The sequence below is a fragment of the Plantibacter sp. MCCC 1A11337 genome (assembly GCF_013349365.1).
Classification (GTDB): domain Bacteria; phylum Actinomycetota; class Actinomycetes; order Actinomycetales; family Microbacteriaceae; genus Plantibacter; species Plantibacter flavus_A.
In genome coordinates, this window is record NZ_JABJWX010000001.1 from 651,643 (window position 1) to 673,274 (window position 21,632).

General features: G+C 69.4%; 21 protein-coding genes and 1 tRNA gene. 6 read left to right on the forward strand and 16 right to left on the reverse strand.

Annotated elements, in window-relative coordinates; all coding sequences use genetic code 11:
- Window positions 1–33: 33 nt before the first annotated feature.
- Entirely contained in the window at window positions 34–516 is a 483-nt protein-coding gene (gene coaD, locus HOW07_RS02985) for a pantetheine-phosphate adenylyltransferase (protein ID WP_064296302.1), read from the reverse strand.
- Window positions 517–535: 19 nt separating this feature from the next.
- Window positions 536–2,704, reverse strand: a complete 2,169-nt coding sequence (locus HOW07_RS02990) for an ATP-dependent DNA helicase RecG (protein WP_175116045.1) — start codon at window positions 2,702–2,704, stop codon at window positions 536–538.
- A gap of 71 nt (window positions 2,705–2,775) precedes the next feature.
- On the opposite strand from HOW07_RS02990, the gene HOW07_RS02995 reads away from it, so the two are divergent.
- Complete coding sequence (locus HOW07_RS02995) at window positions 2,776–3,348, forward strand: RsmD family RNA methyltransferase (protein WP_175116046.1); 573 nt, start codon at window positions 2,776–2,778, stop codon at window positions 3,346–3,348.
- Window positions 3,349–3,412: 64 nt separating this feature from the next.
- Here the strand turns inward: HOW07_RS02995 and thiL are convergent, their stop codons facing one another.
- The gene (thiL, locus tag HOW07_RS03000; RefSeq protein WP_175116047.1) at window positions 3,413–4,429 is read right to left on the reverse strand and encodes a thiamine-phosphate kinase; all 1,017 of its coding nucleotides are present in this window, start codon (window positions 4,427–4,429) and stop codon (window positions 3,413–3,415) included.
- A gap of 25 nt (window positions 4,430–4,454) precedes the next feature.
- Here thiL and HOW07_RS03005 point away from each other — a divergent pair, with 25 nt between their 5' ends.
- Complete coding sequence (locus HOW07_RS03005) at window positions 4,455–4,946, forward strand: DUF3515 family protein (protein WP_079002232.1); 492 nt, start codon at window positions 4,455–4,457, stop codon at window positions 4,944–4,946.
- A 21-nt stretch (window positions 4,947–4,967) separates the two neighbouring features.
- Here the strand turns inward: HOW07_RS03005 and HOW07_RS03010 are convergent, their stop codons facing one another.
- From HOW07_RS03010 to HOW07_RS19750, 11 genes are all read right to left on the reverse strand, one after another.
- The gene (locus HOW07_RS03010; protein WP_175116048.1) at window positions 4,968–6,059 is read right to left on the reverse strand and encodes a D-alanine--D-alanine ligase family protein; all 1,092 of its coding nucleotides are present in this window, start codon (window positions 6,057–6,059) and stop codon (window positions 4,968–4,970) included.
- Entirely contained in the window at window positions 5,962–7,053 is a 1,092-nt protein-coding gene (locus tag HOW07_RS03015) for an NAD(P)H-dependent glycerol-3-phosphate dehydrogenase (RefSeq protein WP_240773584.1), read from the reverse strand. The genes HOW07_RS03010 and HOW07_RS03015 overlap by 98 nt, the downstream gene beginning before the upstream one ends.
- Window positions 7,054–7,090: 37 nt before the next feature.
- A complete protein-coding gene (locus HOW07_RS03020) occupies window positions 7,091–7,831 on the reverse strand; it encodes a 1-acyl-sn-glycerol-3-phosphate acyltransferase (RefSeq protein WP_121290183.1) in 741 nt (246 codons plus the stop codon).
- 6 nt (window positions 7,832–7,837) lie between these two features.
- On the reverse strand, window positions 7,838–9,208 hold the full coding sequence (gene murA, locus HOW07_RS03025) for a UDP-N-acetylglucosamine 1-carboxyvinyltransferase (RefSeq protein WP_175116049.1): 1,371 nt from the start codon (window positions 9,206–9,208) through the stop codon (window positions 7,838–7,840).
- A gap of 19 nt (window positions 9,209–9,227) precedes the next feature.
- On the reverse strand, window positions 9,228–9,824 hold the full coding sequence (leuD, locus tag HOW07_RS03030) for a 3-isopropylmalate dehydratase small subunit (protein WP_175116050.1): 597 nt from the start codon (window positions 9,822–9,824) through the stop codon (window positions 9,228–9,230).
- On the reverse strand, window positions 9,824–11,320 hold the full coding sequence (gene leuC, locus HOW07_RS03035) for a 3-isopropylmalate dehydratase large subunit (RefSeq protein ID WP_064296292.1): 1,497 nt from the start codon (window positions 11,318–11,320) through the stop codon (window positions 9,824–9,826). The genes leuD and leuC overlap by 1 nt, the downstream gene beginning before the upstream one ends.
- A 191-nt stretch (window positions 11,321–11,511) precedes the next feature.
- A complete protein-coding gene (locus tag HOW07_RS03040; protein WP_175116051.1) occupies window positions 11,512–12,633 on the reverse strand; it encodes a DUF4333 domain-containing protein in 1,122 nt (373 codons plus the stop codon).
- Window positions 12,630–13,556, reverse strand: coding sequence for a hypothetical protein (locus tag HOW07_RS03045; protein ID WP_175116052.1), 927 nt, complete (start codon window positions 13,554–13,556; stop codon window positions 12,630–12,632). Before HOW07_RS03045 ends, HOW07_RS03040 begins: the two co-directional genes overlap by 4 nt.
- Window positions 13,553–14,608, reverse strand: coding sequence for a serine protease (locus HOW07_RS03050; RefSeq protein ID WP_121290177.1), 1,056 nt, complete (start codon window positions 14,606–14,608; stop codon window positions 13,553–13,555). Before HOW07_RS03050 ends, HOW07_RS03045 begins: the two co-directional genes overlap by 4 nt.
- Before the next feature lie 164 nt (window positions 14,609–14,772).
- Window positions 14,773–14,845, reverse strand: a tRNA-Glu gene (locus HOW07_RS03055).
- Window positions 14,846–14,953: 108 nt separating this feature from the next.
- Window positions 14,954–15,856: a diacylglycerol kinase family protein gene (locus HOW07_RS19750; RefSeq protein ID WP_175116053.1), complete on the reverse strand. Its 903-nt coding sequence runs from the start codon at window positions 15,854–15,856 to the stop codon at window positions 14,954–14,956.
- An 83-nt stretch (window positions 15,857–15,939) separates the two neighbouring features.
- Here HOW07_RS19750 and HOW07_RS03065 point away from each other — a divergent pair, with 83 nt between their 5' ends.
- Window positions 15,940–16,578, forward strand: a complete 639-nt coding sequence (locus HOW07_RS03065; protein WP_121290173.1) for an MBL fold metallo-hydrolase — start codon at window positions 15,940–15,942, stop codon at window positions 16,576–16,578.
- Between the two features lie 10 nt (window positions 16,579–16,588).
- Here HOW07_RS03065 and HOW07_RS03070 read toward each other — a convergent pair whose 3' ends face one another.
- A complete protein-coding gene (locus HOW07_RS03070) occupies window positions 16,589–17,683 on the reverse strand; it encodes an acyl-CoA desaturase (RefSeq protein ID WP_085510601.1) in 1,095 nt (364 codons plus the stop codon).
- Window positions 17,684–18,055: 372 nt separating this feature from the next.
- Between HOW07_RS03070 and HOW07_RS03075 the strand changes: the two genes are divergently transcribed.
- Window positions 18,056–18,259 carry a cold-shock protein gene (locus tag HOW07_RS03075; protein WP_056006986.1) on the forward strand — a complete coding sequence of 68 codons (204 nt, stop codon included), beginning with the start codon at window positions 18,056–18,058 and terminating at the stop codon, window positions 18,257–18,259.
- A gap of 172 nt (window positions 18,260–18,431) precedes the next feature.
- Here HOW07_RS03075 and HOW07_RS03080 read toward each other — a convergent pair whose 3' ends face one another.
- Window positions 18,432–19,133 carry an SOS response-associated peptidase gene (locus HOW07_RS03080; RefSeq protein WP_175116054.1) on the reverse strand — a complete coding sequence of 234 codons (702 nt, stop codon included), beginning with the start codon at window positions 19,131–19,133 and terminating at the stop codon, window positions 18,432–18,434.
- A gap of 141 nt (window positions 19,134–19,274) precedes the next feature.
- On the opposite strand from HOW07_RS03080, the gene HOW07_RS03085 reads away from it, so the two are divergent.
- The gene (locus HOW07_RS03085) at window positions 19,275–20,012 is read left to right on the forward strand and encodes a hypothetical protein (RefSeq protein WP_175116055.1); all 738 of its coding nucleotides are present in this window, start codon (window positions 19,275–19,277) and stop codon (window positions 20,010–20,012) included.
- The gene (locus HOW07_RS03090; protein ID WP_175116056.1) at window positions 20,009–21,604 is read left to right on the forward strand and encodes a DNA polymerase Y family protein; all 1,596 of its coding nucleotides are present in this window, start codon (window positions 20,009–20,011) and stop codon (window positions 21,602–21,604) included. The genes HOW07_RS03085 and HOW07_RS03090 overlap by 4 nt, the downstream gene beginning before the upstream one ends.
- The last annotated feature ends 28 nt before the right edge of the window (window positions 21,605–21,632 follow it).

The window sequence follows — 21,632 nt, forward strand, 5'->3', positions numbered from 1 at the left end:
CGATTCTACGCCGAACCCGACCGGGAGGACGCCTTAGCCCTCCTGGAGGAAGGTCGCCACCACCTGCGGGACGTACGGGCTGACATCGCCACCGAGCGCGGCCACCTGCCGGACGAGTGAACTGGACACGTGCGCGTGCGCCGGATCGGGCAGGAGGAAGACCGTCTCCACGCCGGCGAGGCTGCGGTTCATGATCGCCATGGGCGTCTCGTACGCGACGTCGACCTGCGAGCGGATGCCCTTCACGAGCACGCTCGCGCCGACGTCCGTGCAGTAGTCGACGAGCAGGCCGACGTTCCACTGCGCGACGACGATGTTGTCGGGCAACCCGCCGTCGGCGATGGAGCGCTCGAGCAAGGACACCCGCTGCGGCATCGGCAGCAGCGCGGACTTGTCGGGATTGTGCACGACCAGCACGTGCAGTTCGTCGAAGATGCGCGCCGCCCGCTCGATGACATCGAGGTGACCGAGGGTGACTGGGTCGAACGATCCGGGGACGACGGCGATCCGCTTCATGCCGCCAGCCTATCGGTGCTCAGTTCTTGGCGAGCGCGGCGCGGTCGGATTCGTCGAGGCGTCGGCGGAGCGCTTCGGCCAGCACCGGGTGGTCGGTGAGGTCGGGGTCGGTCTCGAGGAGCTCGGCGGCATCCGCCCGCGCCTCGATGATGACCTCGCTGTCGTGCACGACCCGGAGCAGCTTGAGCGAGGACCGCCCGCCAGACTGCATGCTGCCGAGGACGTCACCCTCGCGCCGCAGCTCGAGGTCGACCTGCGCGAGGTCGAAGCCGTCGAGCGTCGCGGCCACCGCGTCGACGCGCTCGCGTGCGGTGCTCTCCGCCTCCGCCGCGGTGACGAGCAGACACAGCCCGGGGACGCCGCCTCGGCCGACGCGTCCGCGGAGCTGGTGGAGCTGCGACACCCCGAAGCGTTCCGCGTCGAGCACGACCATCGTCGAGGCGTTGGGGACGTCGACGCCCACCTCGATGACCGTCGTCGCCACGAGCACGTCGATCTCACCGGCGGCGAAGGCCCGCATCGTCCGGTCCTTCTCCTCCGCGCTCATCCGGCCGTGGAGGACGTCGATGCGTCGGGACGCGAGCAGCGGGTGGGTACGCAGCTGCTCCACCGTGGTGAGCACGGACGCGATCGGCCGCGCCGGATCGACGTCCTCCTCGAGCGCCTCGCCGGGCTCGACCTCCTTGGCGTCGATCGCCGGGCACACCACGAACCCCTGCCGCCCCTGCGCGAGTTCCTCGGCGAGGCGCTCCCAGACGCGGGAGATCCACCGCGGGTGATCGGCCAGGGCGACCACGAAGCTCTCGATCCCCTGCCGCCCGCGTGGCAGCTCCCTGATGATGCTGACGTCGAGGTCGCCGAAGACGGTCATGGCCACGGTCCGTGGGATCGGCGTCGCGGTCAGCACGAGGACGTGCGGCGGTGTGCGTCCCTTCTGACGGAGCTGGTCTCGCTGCTCCACGCCGAAGCGGTGCTGTTCGTCGACGACGACCATCCCCAGATCGGCGAAGGTCACGGCGTCGCCCAGCAGCGCGTGCGTCCCGATCACGATCCGAGCCTGGCCGGCGACGATCCGCAGCAGCGCCCGTTTGCGATCGGACGTCGGCAGCTGGCCGGTGAGCAGCGTCGGCATGAGCTCGGCCGAGAGGTCGGGGCCGAGCGAACGGACGATCGACCGCAGGTGCTGCGCCGCGAGGACCTCGGTGGGCGCCAGCAGCACCGACTGTCCCCCGCTGTCGGCGACGGCCGCCATCGCCCGGAGGGCGACGAGCGTCTTGCCCGAACCGACCTCGCCCTGGACGAGCCGGTTCATCGGATTGGGCTGCGCGAGGTCGGCCGCGATCTCCGTGCCGACCGTCTGCTGGTCGCCGGTCAGCTCGAACGGGAGCGCGGCATCGAGGCGCTCGAGGTAGCCGCCGGCTTTCGGCACGCGGGGTTCGGCCGCCAGCGCACGGGTGGCCGCACGCTGCTGGAGCAGGGCCGTCTGGAGGAGGTACGCCTCCTGATACCGCAGGCTGCGGCGACCACGCTGCCAGTCGCGGTCCACCGCCGGGCGGTGGACGGCCCGGATGGCGGCGTCGAAGGAGAGCTCACCCCTCGCAGCCCGGACCGACAGCGGGACCGGGTCCTCCTGCGGCGGCAGGGCGTCGAGCACCAGCTCCACTGACTGCTTGAGGTTCCAGCTCGTGATCGTGCCCGTCGCCGGGTAGATCGGGATGGGCGCCTCCGACCACGCCTTCGCCTGGGCGTCCGCGAGCGCCGGTGCGTCGGCGTCGTCGGGGAAGAGCTGATACTGCGGGTGTGCGAGCTGATAGCTGCCGCGGTAATCGCCGACCTTGCCCGCGAAGATGCCGCGCAAGCCCGGCCGGAGTTCGTTCGCCCGCCAGGGCTGGTTGAAGAAGGTGAGGTTGAGTCGACCCTGACCGTCGGAGATGACGACCTCGAGGATGGAGCCCTTGCGTTGCTTCATCTGGCGGTCGCGGACCTCGAGGACGTCGGCGACGATCGTCACGTCCTCGCCGAGCGGCAGCTGGCCGATGACCGTCAGCTCGCCGCGCTTCGCGTAGCGACGCGGGTAGTGCTCGAGGAGGTCGCCGACGGTCTCGACGCCGAACGCCTTCTGGAGTGCCGTCGCGGTTCGTCCGCCGAGGACACCGCCGAGCTTCGTGCCCAGCTCGATCCCCGTCATGCCGTCGATTCTATTCGGGACCTCGGACACCGCGGTTCGCTCGGCTTCGCCCAGCCTGCGAGGATGGGACCATGGCCGGCATCAGGATCATCTCGGGTTTCGCCGGATCACGCACGATCCGGGTTCCGGGCAGCGGTACACGACCGACGAGCGATCGCGTCCGCGAGGCCCTCTTCTCCGCGTTGGAGGCCCGCGACGTGATCGCCGGCGCCGAGGTGCTCGACCTGTACGCAGGCTCGGGGTCGCTGGGGCTCGAGTGCGCCAGCCGGGGTGCCGCGGTGATCACCCTCGTCGACCGAGGGTCGGAGGCCGCGAAGCTGTGTCGTGCCAACGCGAGGATCGTGACCTCGGCAGCGCCTCGCGGAGCGGCACCGCGCATCACGGTGCACGCCAAGTCGGTCGGCACCTACCTGTCCGGGGCGACGATACCGTCCGACCTCGTCTTCATCGATCCCCCGTACGACCTCCCCGAAACGGAGCTCACGGCCAACCTTGCCGCGCTCGTCGGTCTGGTCACCGACGACGGGCTCGTGCTCGTCGAGCGGAGCTCCCGCTCACCCGAACCGACCCTTCCCGCGGCGCTCGAGGTCCTGCGGAAGAGCACCTACGGCGAGACCGTCGTCTGGTGGATCACGCCGGTCTGAGTCAGCGGGTCACGGTCACCGCGTCACCGCACGGTCCTCGCGCCACGGCGGCCGGGAACACCGCTCAACCGGACGCGTCGTCCCAGTCGCGGTACGGGTCCCAACCGGCGCGACCGTCGTAGGCCACACCGTCGACGAGGACACCGGCACCGGTCCGGGCCGTGCCGATGGTCCGGAAGCCGGCGGGGATCGTCGTGGCGGACGGGAACGTCGCCAGGAGGGAGTGGTCCTCGCCACCGGCGAGGGCGAGCGCCACGTCCGCACCCAGCTCCTCTGCCCGCAGGTCGATCGCGACCCCACTCGCCCGCGCGAGGCGACCGGCATCGAGCGCGAGCCCGTCCGACAGGTCGAGCATCGCCGTGGCACCGGCGACGGCGGCGACGACCCCGGCCGCGATCGGTGGCCGTGGCGCGAGTTGTGCCTCCACCTCGAACCGGTGATCGCGTCGTAGGACGGATGCTGCTTCGGCCGAAGGCACGCCGTCGGTGTCGACCCCACGCGAGAAGAGGAGTCGCAGACCTGCCGCAGCCGAACCCAACTCCCCCGCGACCGCGACCACGTCGCCGGGTCGCGCTCCGTCACGTCGGACGGGGGCACGACCCTCGAGGTCGCCGAACGCCGTCACCGCGATCATGAAGACGTCGGACACGGCCAGATCACCACCGACGACACCGCAGCCGGGCGCGAGCTCCGCACACGCGTCGCGCAGGCCGTCAGCGAACCCGTCGAGCACGGCGACCGGCAGGTGCTTGGGCATGGCGAGTGCGACGACGAGTGCCGTCGGACGCGCCCCCATCGCCGCGACGTCCGCCAGGTTGCTGGCCGCAGCCTTCCACCCCAGGTCGTGGGCGCTCGACCACGCCAGCCGGAAGTCCGGCCCGTGGATCATCGTGTCCGTCGTGACGACGAACCGACCGTCCGGCGCAAGGACGACCGCGGCATCGTCACCCGGCCCGAGGAGTTCGGCGTCGGCGTGCGGCAAGCGAGGGAAGATGCGCTCGAGCAGCTCCCCCTCCGCGAGGTCCCCGACACAGGCCCCGACCGTTCCGTGATCGTCGGACGCGCTCCCAGACTCGTTCATGGGATCAACGGTAGCCTGGTGGGCGATGTCCCCGATTCGTGTGCTCCTCGCCACCGCCCTCGCCGCAGCCGCAACCCTGGCCCTGGCCGGGTGCGCGCCCGCCGTCGCGCTCGAACCCGCCGCCGACGCGAACAACCCGCAGTGCGCGGAGGTCACGGTGCGTCTCCCCGACGCCGTCGCCGAACTGCCCGAGCGAGGGACCGACGCCCAGGCCACCGGGGCCTGGGGCGATCCCGCGACGGTCCTCCTGCACTGCGGCGTCGCGATCCCCGGCCCGACCACGCAGCAATGCCAGTCGGTGAACGGCGTCGACTGGATCATCGACGACACCGACGCGCCGAACTACCGGTTCACGACCTTCGGGCGCACGCCCGCGGTCGAGATCGTGCTCGACGGCGATGCCGTCGCCAGCAGCACCGTCCTGGCCGATCTGGCGCCTGCCGTGTCCGTGCTCCCTGTCACCGGGAAGTGCACCGCCCTCGGCGACGCCGAACTTCCGATCCCCACCGACGGCTGACCGTTCCCGGGGCCACGCCGTTCAGGAGCGGGCGCGGGCGACCTCGATCAGCTCGGTGATGAGCTCGGGGTAGCTGAGCCCCGAGGCCAACCAGCAGCTCGGGAACATCGAGATCGGGGTGAACCCCGGCATGGTGTTGACCTCGTTGACGACGAAGCCGTCCGCAGTCAGGAAGAAGTCGACCCGGGCGAGCCCCGCGCAGCCCAACGCCTCGAACGCCCGACGAGAGAGGTCCTGCATCTCCGACAACTGCTCGGGAAGGAGGTCGGCGGGGCAGACGAGCTCGATACCGGGGGCGTCGAGGTACTTCGCCTCGAAGTCGTAGAAGTCGCGTCCGGTCACGACGACCTCGCCGGCAACCGAGACCCGAGGTGCTTCGCCGGGGAGGGACTCGAGGACCGCACACTCGACCTCTCGGCCCACCAGACCGGTCTCGACGAGCACGGTCGAGTCCTCGGCGAGTGCCAGTTCGATCGCCGCACGGAACGCGTCCGGCGTCGACACCTTCGACACCCCGACGCTCGAACCGGCTCGCGCCGGCTTCACGAACGCCGGTGACCCGAGCGACCCGAGCGATGCGAGCACCTCCTCGGGTGCCGTGGCCCACTCGTGGGCGGTGAACCGCACCCACGGCGCGACGGCGATCCCGGCGGCCTGGAGCACCGTCTTCGTGAAGTGCTTGTCCATGCCGAGGGAGGACGCGAGGACGCCGGAGCCGACGTACGGGAGGTCGACGAGCTCGAGCATGCCCTGCACGGTGCCGTCCTCGCCGAACCGACCGTGGAGGATCGGGAAGACGATGTCGACGGGGCCGAGGGTGAACGGAACGCCGTCCTCCCCGACGACGGTCAGCTCACGGCTGCCGACGCGCTCAGGCCAGCGCACGGCCGGCCGCGAGGGGTCGACCTCCGGCAGGTGGGCGGGGTCGAGCGCGTACCGGCTCGGATCGTCGACCTCGAGGACGTACGAGCCGTCGTGGGCGATCCCGACCGGGTAGACGTCGTAGCGTTCGCGGTCAATCGCGGCGAGGACGCCGCCCGCCGTTGCGCAGCTGATCGAGTGCTCGCTTGAACGGCCTCCAAAGAGCACCACCACTCCGGTCTTGTGCGTCATCGTTGCTTCTCTCCCCCTGGGGTTCGTCGTCGTCGGTCGTGAGGTGCGGTGCGATGTCCTTCGGGTCGAGCGTGCCGTCGAGCACCTGCTTGACCTGTTCGACGATGGGCATCGCGACCCCCTTCGCCTTGGCCAGCTCGAGCACCGGCGCCACGGACGCGAGCCCCTCCGCGGTCTGCTGCATCTGTTTGACGACGTCGTCGAACTGATACCCCTGGCCGAGCAGACGCCCCGCCGTGTTGTTCCGTGACAGCGGAGACTGGCAGGTCGCGATGAGGTCGCCGAGCCCGGCCAGGCCCGAGAGGGTCTCCGGCTGCGCGCCGTGGGCCACCGCGAAGTCGGTCATCTCGACCAGCCCGCGGGTGATGATGGAGGCCTTCGTGTTCTCGCCGTAGCCGACGCCGTCGACGATGCCGATCGCGACGGCGATGAGGTTCTTGAGCACACCGCCGAACTCGGTACCGATGACGTCGGTGTTCACGAAGCTGCGGAAGTACCGGTTGCGCGCGAGGAGCGCGACCGTCTGCGCCGTCTCGAGGCTCTCCGAGGAGATCACGGCGGCCGTCGGCTGCTCGCGGGCGATCTCGAGCGCGAGGTTGGGGCCCGAGGCGACGGCGATGCGGGACGGATCGATGTCGAGGGTCTCTCGGATGACCTCGCTCATCCGGGATCCGCTGCGACGCTCGACGCCCTTCATGAGCGAGACGACGAGGGTGCCGTCCTCGAGGTGAGGACGGAGCGCGATGAGGTTGTCGCGCAGGGACTGGCTCGGGACGGACAGGAACACGACCGAGGCACCGCGCACGGCGTCGACCATGCTCGCGGTCGCGGTCATCCGCATCGGCAAATTGATCCCGGGCAGGTAGTCGCTGTTGCGCTTGGCTTCGGTGATCTCTCGAGCGAGCTCGGGTCGCCTGGCCCACATGACCACGTCGGAGCCACCGTCCGCGAGGATCTTGCCGAACGTCGTGCCCCAGCTGCCCGCTCCGAGCACGGCGACCCTCGTGGCGGCCGGTGGTTGCGGAACGTTCCTAGGACTCAAAGCGGCCTGTCTCCTTCTGCTGGTGTTTCGAGGGATCCCAACGCTCCGCGGGAGCTTGGGCACCGCGCAGCTCCTCACAGAGGGCGGTGATGGCCTGCATGACGACCTCGGTCGCCTCGTTCAGCGTCTTCGAGTCTAGCTGCCGCCCGATGAACGCCGAGAGGTCCACCGGCTCGCCGATGGCGACCTCGACGCGCTTCCGCAAGGGGAACACCCGCAGCCTGCCGTACCGAGGCATGACCTCCTGCGTACCCCAGTGCGCGGCGGGGATGATCGGCAGGCCGTGCGTGAGGGCGATCCGGACCGCGCCGGTGCGCCCGCGCATCGGCCACAGACCCGGGTCGCGGGTGAGCGAACCCTCCGGGTACACGATGACGCCCTGACCGCGTTCGGTCAGGTGCGCTGCAGCGCTGACCGGATCCATGCCGCGGGCGGAACCCTCGCGCTCGACGGGGATCTGTCCGGACTTCCGCAACAACCACCCGACCACCGGGACCGTGAACAGACTGCCCTTCGCCATGAAGCGGGGCTGTCGCCCGAGTCGCCAGACGGCCACGCCCATGATCAGCGGGTCGAACTCGCTATCGTGGTTGGGCGACAGGATGAACGGCCCCTCCTGCGGCAGGCGTTCGCCGTGCCGGACGTGGAGCTTGACGAGAGCACTGAACGGCGGGATCGCGATCGACGACAGCAACCAGTAGATCGACGGCCTCGACCGTTCCACCCCCACGGCGGACTACCTCGTTTCGAGGACGAAGTCAGCACCGAGCTGCTGGAGCTTCACGATGAAGTTCTCGTACCCACGGCTGATGATGCCGACGTTGCTGACCGTCGACTTGCCCTCGGCGGTGAGCGCCGCGATGAGGTGGCTGAAGCCACCGCGGAGGTCGGGTACCTCGATGTCGGCACCGTGCAGCGGCGTCGGGCCGTTGATGACGGCGGCCTGCTCGAGGTTGCGCCGCGGCACGCGACGAGGCGTACCCGACAGTCCATTGGGGTGCACGACGATGTTCGCGCCCATGGTGTTGAGCGCGTCCGTGAAGCCGAACCGGTTCTCGTAGACGGTCTCGTGGACGATCGACTCGCCCGTCGCCTGCGTCAGCGCGACGATGAGGGGCTGCTGCCAGTCCGTCATGAAGCCGGGGTGCACGTCGGTCTCGATGACCACGGGCTTCAGCTCCTCCTTGCGGTAGAACCGGATGCCGTCGTCGGTGATGTCGAACCCGCCACCGGCCTTGCGGAAGATGTTGAGGAACGTCATCATGTCCTGCTGCTTCGCGCCGCCGACGAAGACGTCGCCGTCGGTCGCGAGCGCGGCCGACGCCCAGCTCGCGGCCTCGTTGCGGTCGCCGATGGCCGTGTGGTCGTACCCCTCGAGCTTGTCCACGCCCTCGATGAGGATCACGCGGTTCGGCTCATAGGAGATGATCGCGCCCATCTTCTGGAGGACGGCGATGAGATCCATGATCTCCGGCTCGATCGCCGCACCCTTGAGCTCCGTGGTGCCCTTGGCACGGACCGCCGTGAGCAGGACCTGCTCCGTGGCGCCGACGCTCGGGTACGGGAGGTGCACCGTCGTCCCGTGGAGACCGTTCGGAGCTGAGAGACGGATGCCCTGCGGGAGCTTCTCCACGACCGCGCCGAACTTGCGGAGCGCGTCGAGGTGGAAGTCGATGGGACGGTCGCCGATGCGGCACCCTCCGAGGTCGGGGATGAACGCCGCCCCGAGGCGGTGGAGCAGCGGCCCGCAGAACAGGATCGGGATCCTGGAGAAGCCGGCATGCGCGTCGATCTCCTCCATGTGGGCGGACTCGACGTTGGTCGGGTCGAGGCGGAGCTCGTTCGGGTTCTCGCCCTCCGTCACGTCCACGCCGTGGATCTCGAGCAGGGAGCGGACGACCCGGACGTCGCTGATGTTCGGCACGTTGCGCAGGACGCTGACGTTCTCGCCGAGCAGCGACGCCACCATCGCCTTGGTCACGAGGTTCTTGGCACCCTTGACCTCGATGCGGCCCCGGAGCGGGATACCGCCGTTGATCGTGATGCGGTCGACATCGAGTCCGACCGACGAGCCTGCCGCCTGTGACGCCTGGACGAGTGAATTCAAACCGGTACCTACTGCCTTGCTACTTGACGGGAATGGTGCGGGGCAGCCAGTTCGGCCGCCGGGCTTCGAATGCGGTGATCTGCTCTTCGCTACGGAGCGTCAGCCCGATGTCATCGAGTCCTTCGATGAGCCGCCACCGAGTGTAATCGTCGACCTGGAACGAAACCGTGAGATCGCCGACCGTGATGGTCCGGGAGATGAGGTCGACGACGGAATCGGCGCCGGGGGTGGCCTCGATCGCAGCCCAGAGCTGCTCGAGCTCCTCCTCGGTGACCTGAGCGGCAAGGAGACCCTGCTTCCCGGAGTTCCCGCGGAAGATGTCGCCGAAGCGGGACGACACGACGACCTTGAACCCGAAGTCCCGCAAGGCCCACACGGCGTGCTCACGCGACGAGCCGGTGCCGAAGTCGTGCCCCGCGACGAGGATGCTGGCACCCTCGTAGACGGGCTGGTTCAGGACGAAGTCGGGGTCCTGACGCCACCCCGCGAAGAGCGCGTCCTCGAAGCCGGTCTTCGTGACCCGCTTCAGGTAGACGGCGGGGATAATCTGGTCGGTGTCGACGTTGGAGCGCCGCATCGGAGCGGCGATGCCGGTGACGGTCGTGAACTTGTCCATCAGGCGTGCACGCCTTCCTGCTCGGTGGCGGCGTGTCTGCCGGGCTCGACCTCGAGGTCGCCCGGGCTGGAAAGCGTTCCACGGATGGCGGTCGCCGCGGCGACGAGCGGCGAGACGAGGTGCGTGCGGCCACCCTTGCCCTGACGGCCCTCGAAGTTCCGGTTCGACGTCGAGGCGCAGCGCTCGCCCGGAGCGAGCTGGTCGGGGTTCATCCCGAGGCACATGGAGCATCCGGCGAACCGCCACTCCGCACCGAAGTCGGTGATGATCTTGTCGAGCCCCTCGGCCTCCGCCTCGATCCGAACCCGGGCGGAACCCGGGACCACCATGACCCGCACCCCCTCGGCCTTCGTGCGGCCCTCGATGATGGATGCGAACGCCCGCAGGTCTTCGATCCGGCTGTTCGTGCAGGAGCCCATGAAGACCGCGTCCACCGGGATCTCCTTCATCGGAGTGCCGGCCTCGAGCGCCATGTACTCCAGGGCGCGCTCGGCGGCGGACCGCTCGTTCGGGTCGGCGATGGCCGCCGGGTCGGGCACGTTCTCGCTCAGCGAGACGCCCTGTCCGGGGTTGGTGCCCCACGTGACGAAGGGCTCCAGCGTGTCGGCGTCGAGGAAGACCTCGGCGTCGAAGGCGGCGCCCTCGTCGGTCGCAAGCGTGTCCCAGTAGGCGACGGCCTCGTCCCAGTCGGCTCCGGTCGGTGCGTGCGGACGACCCTGCAGGTAGTCGTAGGTGATCTGGTCCGGGGCGACCATGCCGGCGCGGGCACCGGCCTCGATCGACATGTTGCAGATCGTCATGCGGCCCTCCATGGAGAGCGCACGGATCGCCGAGCCGCGGTATTCGAGGACGTAGCCCTGCCCGCCGCCGGTGCCGATCTTCGCGATGACGGCGAGGATGATGTCCTTCGCGGTCACCCCCGGCCGCAGCGTGCCCTCGACGGTGATCGCCATGGTCTTGAACGGCTTCAGCGGCAGCGTCTGCGTGGCCATGACGTGCTCGACCTCGCTGGTGCCGATACCGAAGGCCATGGCCCCGAAGGCGCCGTGGGTCGAGGTGTGCGAGTCGCCGCAGACGACCGTGATCCCGGGCATCGTGAGGCCGAGCTGCGGCCCGACGACATGCACGATCCCCTGATCGAGATCGCCGAGGGAGTGGATCCGCACCCCGAACTCCGCGGCGTTGCGACGGAGGGTCTCGATCTGCGTACGGCTGGTGAGGTCGGCGATCGGCTTGTCGATCGCGAGCGTCGGGGTGTTGTGGTCCTCGGTAGCGATCGTGAGGTCGACGCGACGCAGCGGCCGATCGGCCAGGCGGAGGCCGTCGAAGGCCTGCGGGCTCGTCACCTCGTGGACGAGGTGCAAATCGATGTAGATGAGGTCGGGCGTGCCGTCCTCACCCTTGACGACGAGGTGGTCGTCCCAGACCTTCTCGGCGAGCGTGCGCGGGTGCTCGGGAATGCTCGGGACGGACGGATCGGCGTTCAGCTGCGACATGTCGTGGAATTCCTTCAAACGATGAGGGGTCAGGCGTCAGCGACCTCCGCGACGAGGGAGCCTGGATCTAGGCCTCGTCGCGGCTGGGAAGGAGGAGCAGCCCGGACAACATTCGCCCAGCGTACCACCCGGTCCGGAGCGGAGACGTCGGTACCGTCGTCGCTCGAGGGGACGTCGGCGCCGACACCGTGCTACTTCGGCGCGTCGATCCCGACGCGGTACTGCCCCTGGTCGTTGATGACCTCGACGGCCACCGGGTAGCTCTTCGCGTTGTACGAGAACGTGCACTCGAACTGCGTCCCTGTCGTGGCCGGCTGGTCACTCGGGCACTCGACCTTCTCGACGTCCGCGAGGCCGAAGTCCTGCTTGAGCACCTCGGCCACACCGGTCTGCACCGAGGCGCGGTCGAGCATCGGCGTGAACAGGCGACCGACCGAGAGGAGGGTGAGCGGGACGGCGATGAGCGATGCGGCGACCGCACCGATGAGCACGCCGATCCAGAGCTTGCGCCCGAGCGGCTTGCGCGCGGGTTTCCGGCTCGGAGCAGGCTGCTGGCCCGCGACGCCGTACTCGGGGCCGGGACGGAACGGACCGGTCTGCTGCGGACCGGACTGCGATCCTTGCTGTTGCGGACCTGGCTGGAACGGGCCGGTCGGGTGCTGCGCCTGTCCCGGACCGAAGGGCTGTGGCCCGGTCGGGCGTGCCTGACCGTAAGGAGGTTGACCCTGCGGCCCCTGAGGCCGGTTCTGAGGCTGGCCCTGCGGCGCGCCGAACGGACGTCCCTGTGGAGCCTGGCCGGGGGCCTGACCCTGCTGAGGACCCCCGGGCGCGTGACCGGGCTGACCAGTCGATGTCGGGGGCCGGAACCCGTCCGGACCGCCTGGCCGCCCGTGCTGCTGCGGCTGCTGGTTCGGGCCTGCGTTCGAGGGCCGCTGCTGCTGCACCCACGGCTGCCCCCCGGGCGCGCCGGCGAACGGCGCTCCAGGCTGGGTGGGCGGCTGCGGCGCTGGACCGTTGGACTGCTGCCCTGGGGCGCCTCCCTGCAGACGAGGCGCTCCGCCGGTCTGACCAGGCGCGGACGCCTGAGACGGGCCGTTCTGAGACGGGACGCCCTGCGGCGGTCCGTTCTGACCCTGCGGCGCGCCGTTCTGGGGTGCACCGTTCTGCGACGGCGTCTGACGCTGCGGGCTTCCCGGTCCGAACTCCAGGCGGGGTGCGTTCGGGTCGGGGAATCCCGGCGGCTGCTGGTCGGGGCGCAGGGGGCCGCCGACCGGGGGCTTTCCGAGGTCCTCGGGCTTCTGGTCGTCGGTCATTTCCTCAACTCCTCGATCCGATCCCAGAACGCGGCCTGATCGGCCGCCGGGATCACCGTCACGTCGAATCCTGATGGTGCGGTCGGCAGGTCCTCGAGCGTCGACGTGCCCGACACCTCGAAGCCGGCCTGCAACTGCAGCGTCGTCTCGCTGTCGACCGTCCCGCTCAACTCCATCTTCACGAGGCCGCCCTCGGCGTTCTGGAAGATCGTCACCGGGAGGAGCGTCGCGAGGTCGTCCTCGCTGAACGACGAGACGAGGTCGTCCGGGAGGTCGAAGAGCGTCCCGACGGCCAGCACGCTCTCGAGGCTCGCGCTCGTCGAGATCTGCGAGGAGCCGTCGTTGCGCATCGAGACGACGACGCTGCTGAGCGCGCCGTCCCCCGAGCTGCGAGTGGTTTCGACCGCGCTGTAGATGTCGCACGCGATGGAGATACCGGGGTAGACGCAGGCCGGCCCGAGCGAACCCTCGGCGTCCTCGTCAGCCACGTACTGCGTCTGGACGGCCACCCACTCCGTGGGCGCGAGCTCCATGAGTTCACCGCCGAGCAGCAGGAGGTCGTAGTCGACTCCCGCCTGGTGATAGATGTCGACGGTGTCGCCGTCGGCCGAGCCCTTGTCCTGGCTGAACGACGCGGTCGGGTCGCCGAAGAGCACGACCGAGTCGTTCTCGTGCGACTCGAGGTCTCCCGAGACGGCGTGGACGTATGCCGACCCGATCACGTCCGGCGCCTGGCCGATCTGGGCTGACAGCAACTCCAACCTCGCCTCGGCGAGATCCTGCATGTAGCTCTGCTGGGCGGCGGCGTCGGGGAACGCCGATCCGGGCGTCGTGCACGCGCTCAAGGCGAGCGCGGCGCTCCCGGCCAGAGCCACGGCGCCGATCCGCCGGCGATATCGCGTCATACTCGTTCTGGCGTTCATGACCCCTCCGCCAGAGCATCGTTGTATAGGGTGAGCGCCCGCTGTCCGAGGACGGGGCCCTCGAGCCAGGAACCGTCGCCGCGTGAGGTGACCGAGGTGACGTACCCGGCGCCGGTGGCGGGATCCAGGCGGGTGAGCCAGCCCCCGCCCGAGCAACCCGGGGTCATGAGGCAGTCGACCCGGTATCCGGCATAGCCCTTGGTGGCGGCCTGGCTCGCGCAGTAGCGCTGCGACTGACCGTCGAACGGTGCGGCGGACGGATACCCGATCACCGTGATGCCCTCGGGCGGCGTACCGAACGAGATGCCCTGACCGCCGGTCACCTCCTGGATCTTCTGACCTGCAGCGTTCGGGGCGAGCCGGATGAAGGCGAAGTCGTAGGCCCAGCCGTTGCCGCTCGTCGCACCGCTGGCGTCCGAGGTCGCCTCACTCGTGAACTCGTCGGGGACGTACGTGCTGACCCCGGCCCACTGCCCGTAGGGCTGGGTCTGACCGTTGGCTGCGTCGGCCGGGATGAAGATGATGTTCTCGGCGAGCTGTTTGCCGTACGTGTCCCAGACGCAGTGGCCCGCCGTCAGGACGAGGTCCATGGTCGGGGCGTTGACGACGCTCGCGGAACAGACGTACGTGGCACCGCCGATGGAGAAGTACAGACGTCCCTGCGTCGCCGCCGCCAAGCCGGTCGCCGGGTAGGGGTCGCCGGCTGCTGTCGGGGTGATGGCCTTGACGTCGACGTCGGGACCGACCCCGGTACTCGGGTGCACGACCACGCCGGTGGCCTGGTCGCCCGTGAGCGTGTCCTCGCCCGGCTTCAGATCCGGAGCCGTCGCTCCGCCGAACTTGTCGTCGGTCCAGTAGTCGTTGACCTCCTGGGGACTCGCGTCGAAGTCCTTGCGCAGCGTGTCGTCGGTGCCCCCGGCCACGTCGACGACCGGGCCCGCACCGCCGGCCACGGGCTCCCCCGTCACCGGGATGGAACACCCCGTCAGCAGCGCGGCGAGGATCAGGACTGCGGCTGTCGCCGGAGCGCGGCGCTTCTGCTTCACGGTCACCCGGCCAAGCTAGCACGCAGCGACGCTCGGCGAGATCGGTGCGGGCCCTGCCATCCGCGCATCCTGGAGGGCCTGCGTGGACATCCCGGGGCAGGCTCGAGCCGCCGAATGAACGAAGCCCCGCTCCCTGATGACTCAGGAGAGCGAGGCTTCGTTCGGTGTTGTGACCCCAACGGGATTTGAACCCGTGCTGCCGCCGTGAGAGGGCGGTGTCCTAGGCCGCTAAACGATGGGGCCGTAAGCAACGGATATGAGTATGCCATACGATTTCGAGCCGTACAAATCGAGGCCACCAGCGGCATCCGACGGGCGTGTCGCGCGGTGCTCGCGGTCGGGTGAACAGGCTCAGGCGAGCACGCGGAGGGCTCCGGGGACCACGTCGATCGTGACCGGCAGCGGACCGATGCGCTCCCCGTCGGCATAGGCCGTGATGCCGTCCGCGGCGATCGAGACGGAACGGACCGGCGACAGGCGCACGATGTCGAGGCCGGTGTGGGCACCCGAGAAGACCTTGGGGAACAGCCGGAGGAACCGGAACCGGGACACGGGTGCGACGACGAACAGGTCGAATCGGCCGTCGGCGAGGTCCGCCTGCGGCGCGATGAGCATGCCACCACCGATCGAGGTGTTGTTCGCCACGGCGAGGAGGACGGCGTCGACCGTCTCCGGCGTCCCGTCCACGGTCAGCTCGTACCGGCGGGCTCGCAGGGCCAGGAGCTCACGGAGGATCGCGATCGTGTACCGACTGCGCCCGCGCGGCCGTCGCATGCGGTTCGCCCGTTCGTTGACGAGGGCGTCGAAGCCTGCGGACACCGCACCGACGAACCAGGTCGTCCGCTCGCCGTCCGTCACCGTGCCGGCGTCGATCACGCGCGGCCCACCCTCGAGCGCACGGAGCAGGGACGCGATCGCGGCTGCGGGATCCCCCAGCGGGATCCCGAGTCCCCTGGCGATGTCGTTGCCCGTACCGGACGGGACCACGCCGAACGGCAGGCCCGAGTCACGCACCGCCTCGACGGCCAGACTCACCATGCCGTCGCCACCGACGACGACGAGCGCGTCCAACCCGGCCTCGATGGCAGTCCGCACCGCGCTCCGGAGCTGCCCGACGGTCTGCTCCTGCAGCCGGACGGCACGGTGCCCGGCTTGCTCGAGGGCGTCGAGCACCATCGGGCCGACGGCTCGGGTCGAGCCGAACGACGCGGTCGGGTTGATGGCGACGCCGATGCGTCGGGGCTGCGTGGTCACCTGCCGATTCTGACAGGCCCACGGCGGCTGGATACCCGGACGACCGGGTTGCCCCCGGCGCTCCCACGGTATTCACTCGTCCTATGAGACTCACGAAGTTCGAACATGCAGCATTCCTCCTCGAGACGGACGGCGCCAAGCTGATCGTCGACCCGGGCGCGTTCACGTCGCCGATCGCCGATGTGGAGCACACCGCGGCGATCCTGATCACGCACCTGCACCCCGATCACTGGACCGCGGAGCACCTCGACCGCATCCTCGCCGCGAGCCCGGAGGCCGTCCTCTACGGACCAGCCGGTGTCGCTGCCGCCGCGGACGGGTACGACATCACCGTCGTCGCCCCGGGAGACGTGGTCCAAGCGGGGCCGTTCACGCTCCGCTTCTTCGGCGGGACCCACGCGGTCATCCATTCGTCGATCCCGGTGATCGACAACGTCGGCGTCCTCATCAACGACCTGGTGTACTACCCCGGCGATTCCTTCGCCGTCCCCGAGGGGGTCGACGTCGACGTCCTTGCAGCGCCGGCCGGTGCGCCTTGGATGAAGATCTCCGAGGGCATGGATTTCGTCACCGCCGTCGCGCCGAAGCGCGCGTTCGGGACGCACGAGATGGTGCTCTCAGGGCCGGGACAGAGCATGTCGCACGACCGCCTGCAGTGGGCGACCGAACAGGGCGGCGGGACCTACTACCCGCTCGCCCCGCTCGACACGCTCGAGGTCTGAGACCGGTCGACTACCGGCGGCGGAAGTTCGCCGCCGCCGGGCAGTCGAACGGGTCGCGGGCTGAGAGCCCGACCCGGTTGAGGTACTCGATGACGATGGCGTAGGACTGCAGCAGGGTCGTCTCCGTGTACGGCACCTGCTGGGTCTCGCAGTGCTCCCGCACGATGACGCGAGCACGGGCCAGAGCCGGGCGAGGCATGCTCGGGAACAGGTGGTGCTCGATCTGGTAGTTCAGGCCGCCCATGAAGGTGGCCATGCCGAAGCCGCGGACGTTGCGCGAGGTCAGCACCTGCTTGCGGAGGAAGTCGAGCTTCATGTCCGCCGGGATGATCGGCATGCCCTTGTGGTTCGGCGCGAAGGACGCACCCATGTAGACGCCGAAGACCGCGAGCTGGACGCCGAGGAACGCGAACGCCATGCCGACGGGCAGGAAGAGGAAGATCGCGGCCAGGTACAGACCGACGCGGGCGACGATCATGCTGATCTCGGCGGCGCGGCCGTCGACCTTGCCCGGACCGAAGAGGGTCTTGAAGGACAGCGCGTGGAGGTTGATGCCCTCCAGCATGAGGAGGGGGAAGAAGAGGTAGCCCTGCTTCCGGGTGATCAGCGCCTGCAGGCCCTTGGCCTTCGCCGCGTCCTCCTCGATGAAGGAGATCGTGTCGATCTCGATGTCGGGGTCCTTGGTGACCTGGTTCGGGTTCGCGTGGTGGCGCGTGTGCTTCGTCATCCACCACGAGTAGCTGATGCCGACGATGCCCGCCGCGAGGAAGCGACCGGCGCGGTCGTTCGCCCGGCCCGACTCGAAGACCTGACGGTGCGATGCCTCGTGGGCGAGGAAGGCGAACTGGGTGAGGATGATGCCGAGCGCGCCGGCGATGAGCAACTGGAACCACGACTCGCGGAGCAGGACGAAGCCGGTGACGCAGCCGAGGAGCGCGATCACGAGGAACGAGAACGTGAGGATGTAGAACGTGCGGTGGCGGCGGAGGAGTCCTGCTTCGCGAACCGTCTTCAACAGCGACGAGTAGGAGCTGGTGACGTTCGCAGCGCCGGGCTTGCGGGGGCTCGTGGCACGAACCGGGCCGAGGATGGCTTCAGTTGACATGGGCACTCCGGAGGAATCGTGTCGACTTCCCAGCCGGGATGGTGAGCGGACGCTCGGGCGAGCATGAGCTCTGCAGATGGCCTCAGCCTACGGTCGACGGCTGGGGAATCACCGCACACCGCGAGATCCGCTGGAGATACCCAGGCATCACGACGAATGTCGGAAAAAGATGCGGAATTGGCCAATCCGTTACCTGATCGGCTGCCGTTTCGAGCCGAGATGGGCTAACGTGGATCGAAGTTGTTGTGTTGCGCAGGTATTTCAAGCCGCGTTTCCACCGATGGATACGCTGCTTTTCTGAGGAGCGAGCAAAGAACACCGCGACGAACGGGCCCGAAAGTCGGGAACGGTCACTCATGAAAGAGGAAATACATGTCAACTGGAACTGTGAAGTGGTTCAACGCCGAAAAGGGCTTCGGATTCATCACTCCTGACGACGGCAGCGCCGACGTCTTCGCACACTTCTCCGCCATCGCGACGAGCGGCTACCGCTCGCTCGAGGAGAACCAGAAGGTCGAGTTCGAGACCAACCAGGGCCCCAAGGGCCTGCAGGCCGAGAACATCCGCCCCCTCTGATTCTCTGATCAGTCGGAGCTGACGATCCGAGCGGCAGGTCATTCCAGCCCTCGCGTCTGAGACACCGAGAACCGCCCCTGACGTTCGCGTCAGGGGCGGTTCTGTGTGTCCGGGGTAGATTTCGTGTCTCCGGGGCGGTTCCGTTCCGTGCATCCGGCCGACTCTCCTGCGGCTACTCCTGGACGGGGAGGATGAGCTCCGGTCCATCGCCCTGCAACGGCGCCACCCGGTGGAAGACGAGCTGCTCGGCGACGTCGGTCGCTGCGGACACCATCTCGTCGACCTCGTCCTGGTCGGCCTCGTGGTGCGGGTCAAGCCAGGCGTCCCAGCATTCCGGAGGCAGCGTCACGGGCGTCCGTGGGTGCAGCTCCTGCAAGGGACCGACCGCCGGCCGCGTGAGGATGGTCGCGCTCAGCACCCAACGCCGCGGGTCGTCGTCCGGTCGCGAGCGGTCGCGCCACCACGAGTAGAGGGCCGCGAAGACGATCGGTTCACCACCAGCGGTCTGCACGTAGTACGGGGTCTTCGTCGCGCCCTCGGTGTGCCACTCGTAGTACCCGGCGGCGGGGACCAATGCGCGCTTCTGTTTGACCGATGGCGCGAACGTGGGCTTGGTGGCGACCTCCTCCGCGCGAGCGTTGAAGGTCGGGTACTGACTCTTCAGCTCGGTGGCGAACGACGGCACGAGTGACCACCGCGCCGATTCGAGCCGGCGGACCGCCGGCCCCGTCTTCACCGAGTCGAGGATGATCGGGATCTGCTCGGTCGGGCGCACGTTGTACGAGGGCCCGGGCAGCTCGGCAGCCGCGTGGTCGATGTCGAAGAGCTCGATGAGCTCCTCGGTGGATTCGGTCACGACGAAACGTCCGCACATGGGCCCAGCGTACCGGGCGCCGCTGACACCGCGGACCGCGTGTCGGTGGGATGCCGGACCATGGTCGAGTCATCCGTCAGTCGTCGTCGAGACCGGATCGAGCCGGTTGACTTGTTCGAAGATATGTTCGAATATTGAGCCATGGCCCTCCGCGCACTCGTCGACTCCCCCGTCAGGGCGGACACCGCGACCGAGCTGCACGAACTCCAGGGGCGCATCAAGCGGATGCAGGGGACGCGCCTCGACACCCGATCCCTGCCGACCGCTCCTGAGCTCTCCCGGCTCCTGCCCGGTGGCGCCCTCCAGGCCGGAGGCAGCTACTCCGTGCTCGGCTCCACGGCGCTCGCCATGTCGCTCATGGCCGGGCCGTCAGCAGCCGGGACCTGGTGCGCCGTCATCGGTCTCCCGTCGTTCGGCGTGGAGGCGGCGGCCTCCATGGGCATCGACCTCGAACGACTCGTCCTCGTCCCCCAGCTCGGTCCGGACTGGCTCACGGTCACCGCGGCCATGGCCGACGTCGCCGGCGTGCTCATCACAGCGCCTCCCGGACGGATCGCCCCGAGCGACGCCGCCAGACTCGCGGCTCGCCTCCGGCAGCGCGAGGCCGCACTGATCGTCCTCGGTTCCTGGCCGCAGAGCGATGCGACGTTGCGCGTGACCGAGAGCTCCTGGAGCGGCCTCGGGGCGGGGCACGGACATCTCCGGCATCGGCGACTCACCGTCAGCTCGATGCTCGGCCAGGGGGCTGCGGGCCGGCCCAGGACCGCGCACCTGACGCTGCCCCTGGGATCGACCGAGGGTCGCACCGCACCGCTCGCCGGCTCCGGCCTCCTCGACGACGACACGGTCGTCCGGCTCCCGATGGTCGTGAACCGATGACGACCGAACCGCCTGCGGGACCGGTCGAGCGCACCATGGTCCTCTGGTGTCCCGACTGGCCGATCGTGGCGGCACGACTCTCTGGAACGCTGTCCGAGGACACGGCCGACGCTCCGCTGGCCCTGGTCGAGCATGGTGAGGTCCTGGCCTGCGACGCCAGCGCACGTCGAGCAGGAGTGCGGCGTGGACTCCGTGTCCGCGAGGCCGAGGCCCGCTGTCCGGAACTGGCGACCGCCGACTACGACCCGGTCGTCGACACCCGCGCCTTCGAGCCGGTCCTCCTCGGCATCGAGGAGCTCATGCCGGGCGTCCAGCCCTTCCGGGCCGGGCTCTGCGCCATCCGATCCCGAGGACCGAGCAGATACTACGGCGGCGAGTCGGCTGCGGCGGAGGTCCTCCTGACCCGCCTCGACGAGCTCGGTGTCCCCGATGCACGGATCGGCATCGCCGACGGCCCCTTCGCCGCGGAGCAGGCCGCGAGGTCCACCGCGTTCCAGCAGGACGGTTCCCGGATCATCGCCATCCCCTCCGGAGCCTCTCCCGCCTTCCTGGCCCCACTCCCCCTGTCCACCCTCGGGCGCCCCGAACTCAGCTCACTGCTGCACCGGCTCGGGATCAGCACCCTGGGGGCGTTCGGCGCACTGCCCGCGACCGAGGTCCGCGACCGCTTCGGCCCCGACGGCGCCCGAGCGCACCGCCTCGCAGCCGGCGCGGACGCCCGAAGCGTCGTCCCTCGGGTGCCGCCGACAGAGCTGGCCGTGTCGATCGCCTTCGAGCCCCCGCTCGACCGCATCGACCAGCTGACCTTCGGGTTCCGGCAGTCCGCGGAACGGTTCATCACCGGCCTGGCGGAGGCCGGCCTCGTGACCACCGCGATCACGATCAGCATGCGGAGCGAGCGCGGGGAGCGCTCCACCCGCACCTGGCTCCACCCACGCTGGTTCACCGCCGGCGACGTCCTCGATCGCGTGCGCTGGCAGTTGCAGGGCGCGTCCGACATCGATCACGGACTCGCCTCCCCCGTCGAACTCGTCGAGGTCGTCCCGGAGACCCTCGACGACGCCGCGGAACACGAGGAAGGACTCTGGGGCAGCGGACCGGACGAACGCATCCACAGCGGACTCGCCCGTGTCCAGAGCATGCTCGGCCACGACGGCGTCGTGACCGCGGTGCCGTCCGGCGGCCGCCTCCTCCTCGACCGCCGCATCCTCGTCCCCTGGGGCAGCGTTCCGCCGGGTGGTGAGGCGGCCGTGGCCGAACGTCGGAACCGGCCGTGGCCCGGGACCATCCCGGGAGCGGCTCCGTCGACCGTCTTCGACACCGCCGTGCCGGTCGAGGTCGTCGACGCGACGGGTCAGACTGTGGCCGTCGACGAGCGCAGCACCGTGAGTGCAGCACCAGCACGGTTCTTCGCCCTCTCGGACTGGCACGTCATCCACGGTTGGGCCGGCCCCTGGAGCATCGACGAACGCTGGTGGGACGACGACGGCCACCATCGCGTCCACCGTCTCCAGGTCCTCGACGATGCGGGTGACGCCTGGCTGCTCCTGTTGGAGGAGCAGCACTGGAGGGCCGAGGCCCGCTACGACTGAACCGCATCGCGTCCGCACCACACCGCAT